Below are 13021 nucleotides of genomic sequence, written 5' to 3'. Positions count from 1 at the left end.
GGCGGGGAATAACGCGCGAGGTCATAGGCTTGACGCAACGGAGGACCGGCATGTCACGCACCTGCCGGACGGCGTTGCGAAAGCGAGGAGCGACCGATGACAGCGGGAACCGAGCGGGCTGTACTGGCCGGCGGCTGTTTCTGGGGCATGCAGGACCTGATCCGCAAGCAGCCGGGCGTGGTCGCCACCCGTGTGGGGTACAGCGGCGGCGACACCCCGAACGCCACCTACCGCAACCACGGTGACCACGCCGAGGCCATCGAGATCCTCTTCGATCCCACGGTGACGGGCTACCGCGACATCCTGGAGTTCTTCTTCCAGATCCACGACCCGACGACCAGGGACCGGCAGGGCAACGACCTCGGCCGCAGCTACCGCTCCGCGATCTACTACACGGACGAGGAGCAGCACCGCGTCGCGGTGGACACCATCGCCGACGTCGAGGCCAGCGGTCTGTGGCCCGGCTCGGTGGTCACCGAGGTCGAGCCGGTGGGCGACTTCTGGCAGGCCGAGCCCGAGCACCAGGACTACCTGGAGCGCTACCCGAACGGCTACACCTGCCACTTCCCGCGCCCGGACTGGAAGCTGCCGCGCCGGTCGCAGGCGGCGAGCTGATCCGTCGGCCCGGACACGACGAGAGCGACCACGTCACCTCGATGGAGGGGGCGTGGTCGCTCTCGTTGGTGTACGACGCTCCTGTGCGCGTGAGGGAGCGGTGACCCGTCGGCGCCGGGCCGTCCCGGCAAGGATCGCCTGTCCGAGGCGGATCGAAGGACGGCCCGGCACCGACGGGGGCGTGGACCGGGCGACCGGCGGACCCGTGGAACCACGGCGCCCGCCGGTCGCCCAAAACCGCTGCTCACTCCGTGGACGGAGCTTCCGTCCCGGGGGACGGGGCGGTGCCGTCGCTCACCAGTAGTGGCGACGTCCGGCTACGGCGTGACCTGCGGATCCCATGATCCACAGAACGGCACCGATCACGAGGAGGACGATACCGATCGTCCAGAGGATGGAAATGCCGGTCAAGAAACCGACGACTAGAAGAATGACACCGAGGGCGATCATCATGGCCTCCTACAGCAGGGACCGTTCCCGGACTTCCGGGTACCCCGAAAACGGCGATTAACCGCCGCTTCCGCGATCGGTGTCCGCGGGACCGCCGTCCGTCGCCGTCCATCACCGTCCCCGGCTTCCGTCGCGGACGACGGACGGTGGAGGCGGCCGCCAGACGGCAGACGGCGGACGGCAGACGGGACGGCGGGACGGCGGGACGACGGGACGGCGCCGACGGTGGGGTCGCGGCCGCGGCGGTCAGCTCGCGGGCAGGGAAGCGGTCACCCGGGCGAGTTCGTCCGGTGTCAGGGGCCGGCCCCACAGCGCCAGCGTCCACTGCCAGGCGCCGTCCCGCCAGCGGTGCACGAACGCCTCCGGATCGGCGACCCAGCCCGGCTCGAACGGCGGTGCGTGCGGCGGCTGCCGGATCAGGACCGCCATCTCGGGAGTGCCCGCGGGGGCACCGTCGTGGTAGAGGTCGATCGCCAACAGGCCCGTGTCCGGGTCGCCTTCGAGGACGTCGGGGGTGAAGTGCCGCCGTCCGCCCGGCCAGTGGCCCGGCAGCGGCAGGGACGCGGCGCGGTAGTGCGCGGCGGCGGCCTCGCGACGGGCCCGGTGGGCCAGGTCGGCGGCGGCCAGGTCGTCCGTCCACCGGAAGACGGCGTCCGCCACCGACGACGGGAACGCCACCTCTGTCACCTCCTCGCGGTACCCGAGCCCGGGGACCCCGGCGGACAGGAGGACGCCCGCGTCGGCGTCGACGACCAGGTGCAGCGGCTGCGGGAGGGACGGCACGCCCAGGGTGACCGCCCAGGCGGCGCGTCCGTCCCGGCGGACCTCGACCGGACGGTCGAGGCAGGTCGCCCCCGCGAGCGCCGCGCTCGGCACCGGGGTGACGAGGCGGGCCGGAGAGGGCGCGAGGTCCCAGGGGAACAGCGGCCCGAACTCCAGCCCCTGGCCGCCCTGTCGGGGACCGTCGCCGTCGGCCGGGTCCCGGACGTCCAGGGTGACGTCGCCGCCGCCGTGGTCGAGGAACCAGTCGCCCGGGGGCCGGTGGACGAAGCGTGTGACGACACGGACCCGGCTCGGGGGCGGCCAGCCGTGCCCGTCGTCGCGCCGGGGCTGGAGCGAGGTGTGCACCCCGGTCACGCAGGAGCCCGGCCCGCGGTCGAGCAGTCCGAGCAGGGCGCTCCACTCCGTCATCGTGGCCTCCTCGGCTCAACTGCCGTCGCCGGTACGGTGACACAGCCTGGTGGTGGTGCGGGTGGCGCAGACGTCCCAGCCGCGGAACTTCTCGCCCGCCGCGCCGTCGTCCCCGATCGCGCGGCTGCCGTCCGCGAAGGTCACCAGCAGCTTGACCATCGGGAACCTGGTGACCACGGCCGTGCTGCCGAAGTTCTTCACGATCCGCTGCCCGTCGACCGCGACCCCCGAGCCGTGGCCCTGCGCCCCGTCCCGCCGCCAGGTCGAGCAGGTGCTGTCCGGCGCGTGGGCGATGTTCACCCCGCAGTCGTACGTGTAGTCCAGGTGGAACCGGGTCGAACCCGACCAGCGGCTCCCGTAGAAGGTGATCTCCCACTTCTTCGACGTCCGGCCGCGCACGTACTCCTTGATCGCGACCTTCACCTGCTGCACCGGACGGCAGCCGCCCGAGCCGCACTCGGCCTCGATGGCGTACACGTCCGCCGACCGGTACACGTAGTCGGTGCTCCGGTTGCCCCGGCGCAGCTTGTAGCCGTGAGGTGTCCCGGTCCTCGGCGTCGCGGCGGACCGGCCCGGCAACTGGCTCCGCGCCCAGTCCGGCAGCGCGGACAGCCGCGTCGACACGCCTTCCGCCAGAGGCCGTTCGGCGAAGAACCGCACGGTCCCGGCGGCGGCCGACGGCGTGTACGAGAAGTACCCGACCGTGCGGGCCGGGGGAGCGGGCCGGTGCGCGGGGCCCGCGGCGCCCGCGGGACCGGCGGCGAGCACGGTGACGGCGGCGGCTGCCACGGCTGCGGTGCGTACCTGGCGGGAGACCACGAAACCTCCTGGAGGGGGGCGAGTCGACCGACGCGGAGCCTGCCACGGCCGGTGCCCCCGCCACCTCCGAACACCGTCCGGGTCACACGAAAGGAGGCCCGCGACCCGCTCGGACCGCCGCGCCCGCGTCATCGGTCCATTCCGTTTGAATCACAGACACAACGCCAGGACGGGAGATTCCTCCCGAACGGCGCGGACGCATGATCGAATGCCGTTGTCATGAACAGGCGGCCTCTGGGGAGGGGCCGTGAGCGTGGGGGAGGGCGCCGTCGTGCGCGCTGTCGAGGAGAGAACCCTGTCCTGCCCGGAGTGCAGGGCCACCGTCCGCGTCGACGACAGGTTCAGCGTCTGGTGCCAGGACTGCGACTGGAACGTGGACCCGCAGCCGCCCGAGGAGGACGACGACCGCCTGGAACGGGTGCGGCGGGCGATGGCACGGCGCCACGGCGAGAGGCTCTACGCCGAGATCGCGGCCGGCGGGAGCCTGCGCGCCCACCGCGACCGCGCCTCGATACCGGCCCTCGCCCTCGCGCTCGCCGTCCACGCGGTCACGCTCGCCCTGCTCCTCGGCGGGCTCTGGTGCGTGATCGCGGGCTGGGGCGGATGGGGCATCGTGCCGGGGGCGCTGCTCCTGCTGCTCGCCTGGGTCCTGCGCCCGCGCTCGCCCCGGCCGCGCGGAGCCGACCCGGAGCTGCTGCGCGCCGACGCGCCCGAGCTGTACGCGCTGGTCGACGACGTCGCCCGGGTGGTCGGGACCCGGAGCGTCGACCGGATCGTCGTCACCACCGAGGTCAACGCGTCGGTCCGCGTCCACGGGGTGCGCGGGCGCCGGTGGCTGGCGCTGGGACTGCCGCTGTGGGAGATCCTGACCCCGCAGCAGCGCGTGGCGCTCCTCGGCCACGAGCTCGCCCACTACAGCAACGGCGACACCCGGCACGGCGTGGTGGTGGGGACGGCGTACCGCTCCCTGGCCACCTGGCACTACGTGTTCCTGCCGATCACCGATCCGGCCGCCGCCGAGATGCTGGCCAACGTCCTGTTCACCGTCCCCCGCCTGGCCCTGCACGGTCTGCTCGAACTCCTCGACCACCTGACGCTGAGGGCCGCCCAGCGCGCCGAGTACCTGGCCGACCGGGAGGCCGCCCGCGCCGGGTCCACCGAGGCGGCGGTCGGTCTGATGGACCGGCTGCTGGTCGCGGAGTCGGTCACCGTCGCGCTCCGCCGCGAGGCGAACCGGGCCGCGCTCACCGGCCCCCGGGGCGCCCGCGCGGCCGACGCCCATGCGGTGGGGATCTGGGAGCGGCTGCGGACCGACATCGCGGCGATCCCGGAGAGCGAGTACGAGCGGCAGCGCCGGGTGGGTGCGCGGCGCGGGCACAGCGTCGACTCCGCCCACCCGCCGACCCATCTGCGCCGCGCCTGCCTGCTCCTCGGCCCGGCCGCCGACGCCGTCGTGACGCTCGACGAGGACCGGGCCCGCCGCGTCGAGTCCGAACTCGCCCCCGCCCGCACCACGGTGGCCCGCACCGTCGTCCGGGACGGCTGCTGACGGCAGGCCGTCCCCGACGCCGACGACAGCAAGCGGTCGACCTCGCCGCCGTCCCCCGACGCCGACGGCAGCGCGCTGCCGACGTAGCCGCCGTCTCCCTGCACTCCGTCTCGGCTCAACGCCTCCGCCCCAGAACGCTGTTCACGCTCTGGGCGGAGTGCGGAGTGCGGAGTGCGGAGTGCGGAGTGCGGAGTGCGCGGGCACCGGGGCGGGGTGCCGCCCGTCGGCGGGCGCGCGGTGCATGGGGTGCCCGGGGCGCCCACGTCCACGACTGGCCCCGGTGCCCCTCACGCCGTGTGCGGGGCGCGCGGCCGTCGCTCCCTCACCGTCATCACCATCGTGCCGGGGCGGACGGTGGCCCGCGCCACCGGTGCGACCGTGTGGCCCTCGGGCAGTTCCAGGCGCACCTGCCGGACGATCGTCGCGATGGCCGTCATCAGCTCGGTGAGCGCGAACCGGTCCCCGATGCACTTGTGCTTGCCGTCGCCGAACGGCAGGAACGCCCCGCTGGGCGGCGGCTGCGCGCTCTCCAGCCAGCGGTCGGGGTCGAAGGCGAGCGGGTTCTCGAACAGGGCCGGGTCGCGGTGCAGCGCGTGCTGGCAGTAGGCCAGTTCGGTGCCCGCGGGCAGCGTCCACGCGCCGAGCCGGGTCTCCGTCAGGGTGCGGCGGGTGACCAGCCAGCCGGTGTGGTGGAGCCGCAGCGCCTCGTCGACGACCCGCTTGAGGTACGGGAGCCGGGTGATGTCGGAGAAGGCGATCGGGCGCTCGCCGACCACCTCGTCCAGCTCGGTCAGCACCGACGCCTCGATGTCGGGGTGCCGGGCGAGTTCGTAGAGCACCCAGGACAGCACCGACGCCGTCGTCTCGGTGCCCGCCACGGCGAGGGTGAGGATCTCGGAGCCGATCTGGAACGGCGTCAGCGGCTGCCCGGTGTCCTTGTCGGTGGCCCGCAGCAGCAGCGAGAGCATGTCCCCGGTGTCGTGGCCCGAGGCCTGGAGGTCGTCGACGGCCCGGTGGATGGTGGCCCGCACGGCGTCCCTGGCCCGGTTGAAGCGGATGTTGGCCGGGAGGGGGAGCCGCTCGACCCAGTCCGGGAGCATCACGCGCGCGCCGACGCCGTTCATCACCACCGACAGGTCCTCGCGCACCTGGCGAAACGTTTCATCATCGAGGCTGCCCGCGAAGACCGTCTTGGCCAGCATGTCGAGCGACAGGTGGACCATCGCCTCCCGCACGTCGAGACGCTGACCGGGCCGCCACCGCGCCGCCGCCGCGGTCGCCTCGCCGCGCATGATGTCGACGTACCCGGCGATCTCCGGCCGGGCGAAGGCGGGCTGGAGGTTGCGCCGTTTGCGGACGTGCTCCTGCCCTGCGGCGGTGACAACGCTGTCGCCGAGGACCAGCCCCATCTTCTCGAAGAAGCGGCCCTTGTCGAGGCTGGGCCCGAGGTCGATGAGCATGGTGCGGATGAGGTCGGGGTCCTGGACGATGACCGTCCGGGTGCCGGGCTGGAGGGTGATCTCCACGACCGGCCCGTAGTTCTCGCGCAGCGAGGCGATGAACGCCAGGTTGTCGCGCATGAGCTGTATCGCGTGACCCAGCAGCGGGACCGACCCGGCGGCTCTGGGTATGGGGGGAGGCGCTACGAGCGTCACGGTGGGTCAGGCTCCCTTCAGGGCGATTATGGCGCGATATGACTGCCCAGATGATCATGGCCGGTAACCCTCCTTCGCCCAGGAGATCCGGATTCGTGGTGCCGTGTCTCTGGAAACCACCTCATCGAGTGAGTTTGCGGGAGCGGCTGGGCGAGCAGTCGGGAACTGGCTGCGATCCGTCCAACTGGGCACGGGCGCACGCTCGGTGACGTCGGCGCAGCGGTCGGGGCGAGGGAACCCGAGGTCATCGGGGGTACGGTGCCGACGGCGTCCGGCGGAGCCGCGCTCTCGTCCGGCCGCGTGAACTCCGTTGCGTCGACGTCGAGTTGCGGTGCCGAGGACGCGAACCGCCCTGGCGGGGATTGTGATCGCCATCGCTCCGCCGACCCGCGCGCTCACCGCGTATCCGGCGAAACCCGGACGTGATCAACGGATCGCCGTTGAGATCCAGCCGCGCCGGGCCACGGGACAGCGGCATATTCCGGCCGCACTGACGGAAGCGGAGCCCGAGGTGGGGCGGATGCGCCGGTGACGCCGACGGGCCCGCGCGGTTCTCTCGATCACCGCGCGGGCCCGTCGGCGGACATCATCGCGGCGTCGGGCCGCGTGCCGTCCTGCGTCCGCGCGGGCGCCCGCAGGGAGGCTTCCGCTTCGCTCCCGTTACGGGCGGACGGCTCGGTCCGCTGTCGGCCGCGAGGTCCGCGGCCGCGAGGCTCCCGGCCGTGGCGGCGGAGGCGGTCCCGGCGCCTACAGAATTGACTCTGTCAAATGTAGGGGGTAGCTTCTACCGTGTCGGAACGGACCAGACCGGGCTCCGCGGCCCCGCCGTGACCGGTGGGCGATGCCGCCCTTCCGTGTCCGACCCCTCCGCCGTGCGATCCGAAGACGGGTCCCGGCGTGACCCCTCACCTCTATCCGCCGGGCCCGCCCCGGGAATCTGGAGTTCTCATGAAGTGCTACGACTGCACCCAGGAGGTCCGCGAGGGCACCGTCGCCATCGGTGTCTGCAGCGGCTGCGGACTGTTCACCTGCCAGGACCACTCCGACGTGGTGGCCGTGCCGGTCGCCCGTCTCAACGGACTCGGCACCTCCCACCGGCGCGCGCCGGCGCGCACGGTGGTCTGCCGCACCTGCCGTGCCGCCGGGACCGCGCACTGACCCACCGGGTCCATCGGTGTTACGTTGAAAAAGATGATCACCGAGACGAGGGAAGGAGGCGGAGCCATGGAGGAGTTCGCCCAGTCGCTCAGGCGCAAGGGCCTGCGCAGCACCTCCCAGCGCCGCGCCGTCCTGGCCGCGCTCCAGGGGTTCCCGCACTCGACCGCCTCCGAGATCGAGGCGCGGATCGGCGCCGCCCCGGCCGGTGCGTCGTCCGGCATGTCCCGGCAGGGGCTCTACAACGTCCTCGACGACCTGACCGGCGCCCAGCTGATCCGCGCGATCGAACCGGCCGGGTCCCCGGCCCGCTACGAGCTGCGCGTCGGGGACAACCACCATCACCTCGCGTGCCGCTCCTGCGGCGCGATCACGGACGTCGACTGCGCGGTCGGCGCCGCGCCCTGCCTCGACCCGGTGTCCGACCAGGGCTTCTTCATCGACGAGGCCGAGATCACCTGGTGGGGCCTGTGCGCGCGGTGCCGCCCGGACACCCCCTGATCAGGGTTCCGTACCGCGCAGTCTGATCCGTTCCTCGCGCGGCACCGTCACCTCCAGGGCGTCGGCGTTCGGCGCCGTCCAGCGGCGGAACTTGTCGTGCAGCGGCCGCAGCACGTACGTCCCGTCGGGCCGGACGTCGTTGACGATCCCGTCCTGACCCGCGGCACGGTCCCTGACCTGATCTCCCACCCACGGGATCCTTCTCTCGGGCACCGGGCCTCCAGCAGCGCGTCACAGTCGGTTCTCGGCGAGCCGGACCCGGGCCCCGAGGGCTCCTGCCAGACTCCCGCCGGAAGACATTCCGTGAACGGGCCCCCACCGGATGCGGCGGACCGCAAAAAGCCGAACGCCCTTCCACCGCACCGGAGTCCACCAGGACGCGCGGTCAGCCCCGGACGGTTCCGCGCGTCCCCGCGTCGTCAACTCCCGCCGCCAGAACGGCGGTCGACCGCGCGCAGCGGGCCACGACGCCCGCCGCGACGACGTCGGCCTGCCGGAACAGCGCGGCGTTCGAGCGCGCGCGGGCCCCGATCGCCGTGTTCCACTCCACGCCCTCCAGCGGGACACCGCACGCGAAGAGCCGGTCCGACGCCACCCCGCGGGCGTCCCGCACCCGCAGCCCGGCCGGGTCCACGTCCAGCGCGCCGCTCGGACCACCCCGCCCGCCGTCCCCGCGATGGACCCGCCCCAATCCGGAGTCCAGCAGCGACCGCAGCAGCGGATCGGCCGTCCTCGCGGCGTCGGCGCCCGGCAGCCACGCGTCCACGAGCGCCCGCGCCTCGACCGGCTCGTCCGGCACCGTCGCGGAGACGGCGGTGAACACCCCGCGCGCCGCGTCCACGTGGACCTCGGGACGCGCCCCGAGGAACGACACCACCCCCGCCTCGCTCAGCGCCAGCAGCTCGGCGATCCTCGACGGCGGCGGGCCGCTCGACAGATGCGCGCCGAACGCCCGCAGCCACGACAGCTCAGCCCGGGTCTCCCCGCCCAGCGCGCCGCCCGCCACCAGCCGCCGCACCGCGCCCTTCACCGAGGCGACGGCGGCCGCCGCGGCCTTGAGCGGACTCGACCCCGGATCCAGCGCCTGCGCCAGGTCGTCGTCGAGCCGCGCCCGCGTCCAGCCGTCGAACTCCGCCCGCGACGCGAACCGCCGTCCCCGGAGCGGCCGGTCGAGGTCGCGCAGGTCGAACCGCGCGGCGGGATCCGCGAACGCCCGCTCCAGCAGGCCCGTTTCGGCGACCGAACCGTACGGGGCCACCGCGTACCGCGCCAGGAACTCCCGCGCCGCGAACGCGCACTCCCCGGGCGAGCGGCGCAGCAGCACCCCGTACCAGGCGAGCCCCGCCTCCTTGGCGATCAGCGGCCACACGTCGCCGGTGAAGGAGACCGCCCCCGGGCCCCGGGCGAGCAGGCCCTCCACCGCCGCGTCGTCCAGGACCACCCGGCGGTGCCCCGCGGGCATCGTGCCCGGGGCGTGCCCGCGCGCCAGATAGGGCAGACCGCGCCCGGAACCGGCGTACACACGGGGCTCGCGGCCCGACGGCAGATAACGCGCACGGCCGCCAGGCGACGTCGTGAAACGTCCGCCGCGCCCCGAGGTCAGCAGGGTGAGCTGGTCGAAGAAGTTCAGCGCCAGCCCCCGCACCAGCACCGGTTCCCCGGCCGCCACCCGGCTCAGATCGCTCTCGTGGGCCTGCCCAGGCGGCACGTGGACCAGCCCGAGCCGCGCCGCGTCGGACCGCAGCGCGCTCTCCCCGTCGCCCGGCAGCACCTCGGTGTGGCCGGTCGCCAGCACCACCGCGTCCGCCACCACCTCGCCGCCCCCGGCCAGCACGAGGCGCAGCCGGTCACCGGGGGCGGCGGCCAGCTCCACCGCGCGGTCCCGCCGGTGGACGACCCGCACCCCGGGCGGGGCACCGGCCGCGATCCGCTCGAACGCCCACGCCAGATAGCGGCCCATCAGCGCCCGCGGCGGATAGGCGTGCGGGGCGAGACCGGGGGAGTGGTGCCCGGACCACTCCAGCAGGGTGGGCCCCGGGGTGGGCGGACCCGGCGTCCGCACCGAGTCGTCGGGGAACGCGGTGGCGTGCCCGGCGAGGGTGTTCATGAGCAGCGACTCGGGCTGCCCCGGCGCCCAGACGCGGCCCGCGCCGGGTACGAACGGCTCGATCACCTCGATGTCCGCCCCGGGCCCGTCCCCGCCCAGCCGGGCGGCGAGCCGCTGGACGACGGCCGTGCCGCGCGGGCCCGCGCCCACCACGGCGACCACCGGCCGCCGCGCACCGGCGGACGCCGGGGTCACGCCTCCTCGTCCCAGATGTCGCCCAGCACGCGCATCAGGTTGCCGCCGAGGACCTTGCGCAGGTCGTCGGCCGCGTACCCGCGCCGGGCCAACGCCTCGGTGATGACCGGGAGATCGGCCGGGGTGCCCATGCCGACCGGGTGGATCAGGTCCAGGTTCAGGCTGTCGTCGACGATCGGGATCTCCGGGTAGAGCCGCCGCACCCGCGCCATGCCCTCCTTGGAGTACTTGCGCTCGTCGCCGACGTCGGTGCCCACGATCACGTGGTCGATGCCGACGAGCTGCACCAGGTGGTCGATGTTGTCCGCGAACACCTCGGGCCCGGTCGGACCCTTGAGGCCGTCGGGGCTGAGGAACCCGGACTTCGCGGCCAGCCCGAACGCCCCGCCGCGCGCCGCGAGTTCGCGCACGACCTGGTCGCTCTTGTTGCGGGGGCTGTCCACGAACCGGGTCAGCCCCGCGTGCGTGACCAGCACCGGCTTCTGCGACAGCTCGATGGTCTCCAGGGTGGAGCGCTCGCCCGTGTGGGACAGGTCGAGGGCGATCCCGAGCCGGTTGCACTCGCGCACCAGGGACCGCCCGAACCGGCTGAGGCCGCCGTTGGCGGTCTCCCCGCTGCCGTCCCCCGCGAAGTTGCGGTTCTGGTAGGTCAACCCGAGGAAGCGCAGGCCCAGTTGGTGCAGCGCCTCCAGCCGCCACAGCTCGTCCCCGATCGGCTTGCTGTCCTCGAAGCCCACGAACCAGGCGACCGATCCGTCCTCCTTGGCCCGCCGCACGTCGGCCAGACCGCGCCCCTGGAAGATCCGGCCGTCCGTCTCCGCGATCCTGCGCTGCCAGCCGACGATCGACGCGACGGCCGCGTCGTAGCCCTGCGACACGATCGTCGCGTGGTTGAACGCGGTCACCCCGGAGGCGGCCAGCTTCCCGAGGTACGTCTCGTCCGCCCAGGACAGCGGCGTGCAGTCGAGCGCGTTGAAGACGATGCTCTCGCGGTGCAGCGCCGCGGGGTCGAAGGACGGGGCGGGCGCGGTGGACACAGGGACCTCCAGAAGGGGGGAACGGAGAACGGGACGGGTGCGGGTCAGGCGCGGAGGCTGCGCCGCAGCCCGAGACTGCGCTCGACCACCAGGACGGCGAGCACCGACAGCAGGACCAGGCAGACCGAGAGCGCGGCGATCGAGGGATCGCTGCGGTACTCCACGTACTGGAGCACCGCCACCGGCAGCGGCCTGGTGTCCTGCCCGGAGACGAACAGGGAGATGACCGTCTCGTCGAAGGAGAGCAGGAAGGCGATGACGGCGCCGGAGACCAGGCCGGGCAGCGCCGCGGGCAGGGTCACCCGCCGCAGCACGGTGAGCCGCCCGGCGCCCAGGGTGCGGGCCGCCTCCTCGGCGCGCGGATCGGCCCCGGCGAGCGCCGCCGACACCGTCCGCACCACGTACGGCACGGTCACCCCGAGGTGGGCCAGGATCAGCCCCCAGTAGGTGTCGGTCAGCGGGATCGGCGCGAACAGCACCAGCAAAGCGAGCCCCAGCACGATGTGCGGCACCAGCAGCGGCGACAGGAACGCCGACTCGACCGCGGCGCGGCCCCGGAACCGCGTCCGGGTCAGCGCCAGCGCGGCGGGCACCCCGGTGAGCAGCGCCAGCAGCGTGGTGACGGCGGCGGTCACCGCGCTGACCTGGACGCCCGCGCGGAAGTCGGCGTTGGCGAAGACCTGCCGGTAGGCGTCGAGGGTGAACCCCTCGGGCGGGAAGCGCAGGAACGGGGAGTCGTCGAAGGACTCCACGAACACCACGAGGATCGGGGCGAGCAGGAACAGGTACAGGACGGTCAGCAGCGCGGCCCGCGCGATCCGCCCGGCCGGACGGGTCCTCATCGGGAGCCTCCCTTCTCACCGGTGAACCGGCGCTCCAGGGCGCGCTGCGCGCGCTGGTACAGCACGATGACGACGCCGAACAGGACCAGCAGCAGCACCGACAGCACCGCCGCCACCGGCCAGTCGAGCGAGGTGATCGCCTCGTCGTAGATCTCGGTGGCCAGCACGAACACCCGGCCGCCGCCGATCAGCCGCGGGGTGACGTAACCGCTGAGGCTCAGCACGAACACCAGCAGCGCGGCGGTCAGCACGCCGGGCAGGGTCAGCGGCAGCACCACCCGGCGCAGCACCGCGAGCCGGTTGGCGCCGAGCGAGGCCGCGGCCCGCTCCAACTCCGGCTCCAGGCGCCCGAAGCCGCTGATCATGGCGAGGATCGCGAACGGCATGTAGATCTCCACCGAGGCGATCACGACCCCGGTCATGTTGTTCGCCAGCGGCAGCGGTCCGTCCGTCAGGGCCAGCGCCTGGAGCGTCTTGTTGACCAGCCCCTGGTTGCCGAGGATCGCCATCCAGCCGAAGGTCCTGGCGACCGCCGAGATCAGCAGCGGCGCCACGGCCAGCGCCATCAGCAGACTCCGCCACCGGCTGGTGGTGCGGGCCAGGAACAGCGCCAGCGGATACGCCAGGACCAGCGTGAACACCGTGACCAGCACGCCGAGTTGCAGGGTCTGCCCGATGACCTTCCAGTAGTGCCCGTCGCCGAGCACCGACGCGAACGTGCCGAAGGTGAGCGTCTGCCGGATGGCGCCGCCGTCGAGCGGCTCGTTGAGCGCCATGCGCACCACCCACACCAGCGGCATGGCGTACGTGAACAGCAGCGCGAGCGCGCCCGGCGCCAGCAGGAACAGCGCGGTCCGGCCGGGGCGCGGCCCGCGCGCCGCCCCCGGACGCGGCGACCCGTCCGC

At 73.6% G+C, this 13021-nt stretch carries 13 protein-coding genes; 4 read left to right on the top strand and 9 right to left on the bottom strand.

What is annotated here, in order from left to right; all coding sequences use genetic code 11:
• Positions 1-96: 96 nt before the first annotated feature.
• On the top strand, positions 97-615 hold the full coding sequence (gene msrA / locus GA0115242_RS07400; RefSeq protein WP_093825757.1) for a peptide-methionine (S)-S-oxide reductase MsrA: 519 nt from the start codon (positions 97-99) through the stop codon (positions 613-615).
• Positions 616-909: 294 nt separating this feature from the next.
• On the opposite strand, the gene GA0115242_RS40650 is transcribed toward msrA, so the two are convergent.
• The 3 genes from GA0115242_RS40650 to GA0115242_RS07385 form a co-directional block, all read right to left on the bottom strand.
• A complete protein-coding gene (locus GA0115242_RS40650) occupies positions 910-1065 on the bottom strand; it encodes a DUF6131 family protein (RefSeq protein ID WP_093825828.1) in 156 nt (51 codons plus the stop codon).
• 246 nt (positions 1066-1311) lie between these two features.
• Positions 1312-2256, bottom strand: coding sequence for a hypothetical protein (locus tag GA0115242_RS07390; protein WP_093825755.1), 945 nt, complete (start codon positions 2254-2256; stop codon positions 1312-1314).
• A 15-nt stretch (positions 2257-2271) separates the two neighbouring features.
• Positions 2272-3045, bottom strand: coding sequence for a hypothetical protein (locus tag GA0115242_RS07385; RefSeq protein WP_141721531.1), 774 nt, complete (start codon positions 3043-3045; stop codon positions 2272-2274).
• Positions 3046-3322: 277 nt separating this feature from the next.
• Between GA0115242_RS07385 and GA0115242_RS07380 the strand changes: the two genes are divergently transcribed.
• Positions 3323-4624 (top strand): M48 family metallopeptidase, encoded by a 1302-nt coding sequence (locus GA0115242_RS07380; RefSeq protein ID WP_256089383.1) that lies wholly within the window; start codon positions 3323-3325, stop codon positions 4622-4624.
• A 287-nt stretch (positions 4625-4911) separates the two neighbouring features.
• Here the strand turns inward: GA0115242_RS07380 and GA0115242_RS07375 are convergent, their stop codons facing one another.
• Positions 4912-6279 carry a cytochrome P450 gene (locus tag GA0115242_RS07375; RefSeq protein ID WP_093825751.1) on the bottom strand — a complete coding sequence of 456 codons (1368 nt, stop codon included), beginning with the start codon at positions 6277-6279 and terminating at the stop codon, positions 4912-4914.
• 948 nt (positions 6280-7227) lie between these two features.
• On the opposite strand from GA0115242_RS07375, the gene GA0115242_RS07370 reads away from it, so the two are divergent.
• The gene (locus GA0115242_RS07370; protein WP_093825749.1) at positions 7228-7437 is read left to right on the top strand and encodes a DUF2180 family protein; all 210 of its coding nucleotides are present in this window, start codon (positions 7228-7230) and stop codon (positions 7435-7437) included.
• A gap of 33 nt (positions 7438-7470) precedes the next feature.
• On the top strand, positions 7471-7935 hold the full coding sequence (locus GA0115242_RS07365) for a Fur family transcriptional regulator (RefSeq protein ID WP_272925247.1): 465 nt from the start codon (positions 7471-7473) through the stop codon (positions 7933-7935).
• Here the strand turns inward: GA0115242_RS07365 and GA0115242_RS07360 are convergent, their stop codons facing one another.
• From GA0115242_RS07360 to GA0115242_RS07340, 5 genes are all read right to left on the bottom strand, one after another.
• On the bottom strand, positions 7936-8124 hold the full coding sequence (locus GA0115242_RS07360) for a hypothetical protein (protein ID WP_093825745.1): 189 nt from the start codon (positions 8122-8124) through the stop codon (positions 7936-7938).
• A gap of 196 nt (positions 8125-8320) precedes the next feature.
• Complete coding sequence (locus GA0115242_RS07355; protein WP_161353029.1) at positions 8321-10237, bottom strand: FAD/NAD(P)-binding protein; 1917 nt, start codon at positions 10235-10237, stop codon at positions 8321-8323.
• Complete coding sequence (locus GA0115242_RS07350) at positions 10234-11274, bottom strand: dipeptidase (protein ID WP_161353028.1); 1041 nt, start codon at positions 11272-11274, stop codon at positions 10234-10236. Before GA0115242_RS07350 ends, GA0115242_RS07355 begins: the two co-directional genes overlap by 4 nt.
• A 44-nt stretch (positions 11275-11318) precedes the next feature.
• Positions 11319-12116: an ABC transporter permease gene (locus GA0115242_RS07345; RefSeq protein WP_093825741.1), complete on the bottom strand. Its 798-nt coding sequence runs from the start codon at positions 12114-12116 to the stop codon at positions 11319-11321.
• Positions 12113-13021: ABC transporter permease (locus tag GA0115242_RS07340; protein ID WP_202555028.1), on the bottom strand; the 909-nt coding region annotated here is incomplete at its 5' end. The genes GA0115242_RS07340 and GA0115242_RS07345, both read right to left, overlap by 4 nt.

Origin of the sequence: Streptomyces sp. SolWspMP-5a-2 (genome assembly GCF_900091845.1) — a bacterium.
Classification (GTDB): domain Bacteria; phylum Actinomycetota; class Actinomycetes; order Streptomycetales; family Streptomycetaceae; genus Streptomyces; species Streptomyces doudnae.
This window is presented reverse-complemented; position numbering and strand designations above follow the sequence as displayed.

What these genes read in the sequence shown, in the direction of transcription:
- msrA (WP_093825757.1), top strand. Translation starts at nt 97, where the DNA reads ATGACAGCGGGAACCGAGCGGGCTGTACTGGCCGGCGGCTGTTTCTGG.
- GA0115242_RS40650 (WP_093825828.1), bottom strand. Translation starts at nt 1,065, where the DNA reads ATGATCGCCCTCGGTGTCATTCTTCTAGTCGTCGGTTTCTTGACCGGC.
- GA0115242_RS07390 (WP_093825755.1), bottom strand. Translation starts at nt 2,256, where the DNA reads ATGACGGAGTGGAGCGCCCTGCTCGGACTGCTCGACCGCGGGCCGGGC.
- GA0115242_RS07370 (WP_093825749.1), top strand. Translation starts at nt 7,228, where the DNA reads ATGAAGTGCTACGACTGCACCCAGGAGGTCCGCGAGGGCACCGTCGCC.
- GA0115242_RS07365 (WP_272925247.1), top strand. Translation starts at nt 7,471, where the DNA reads ATGATCACCGAGACGAGGGAAGGAGGCGGAGCCATGGAGGAGTTCGCC.
- GA0115242_RS07345 (WP_093825741.1), bottom strand. Translation starts at nt 12,116, where the DNA reads ATGAGGACCCGTCCGGCCGGGCGGATCGCGCGGGCCGCGCTGCTGACC.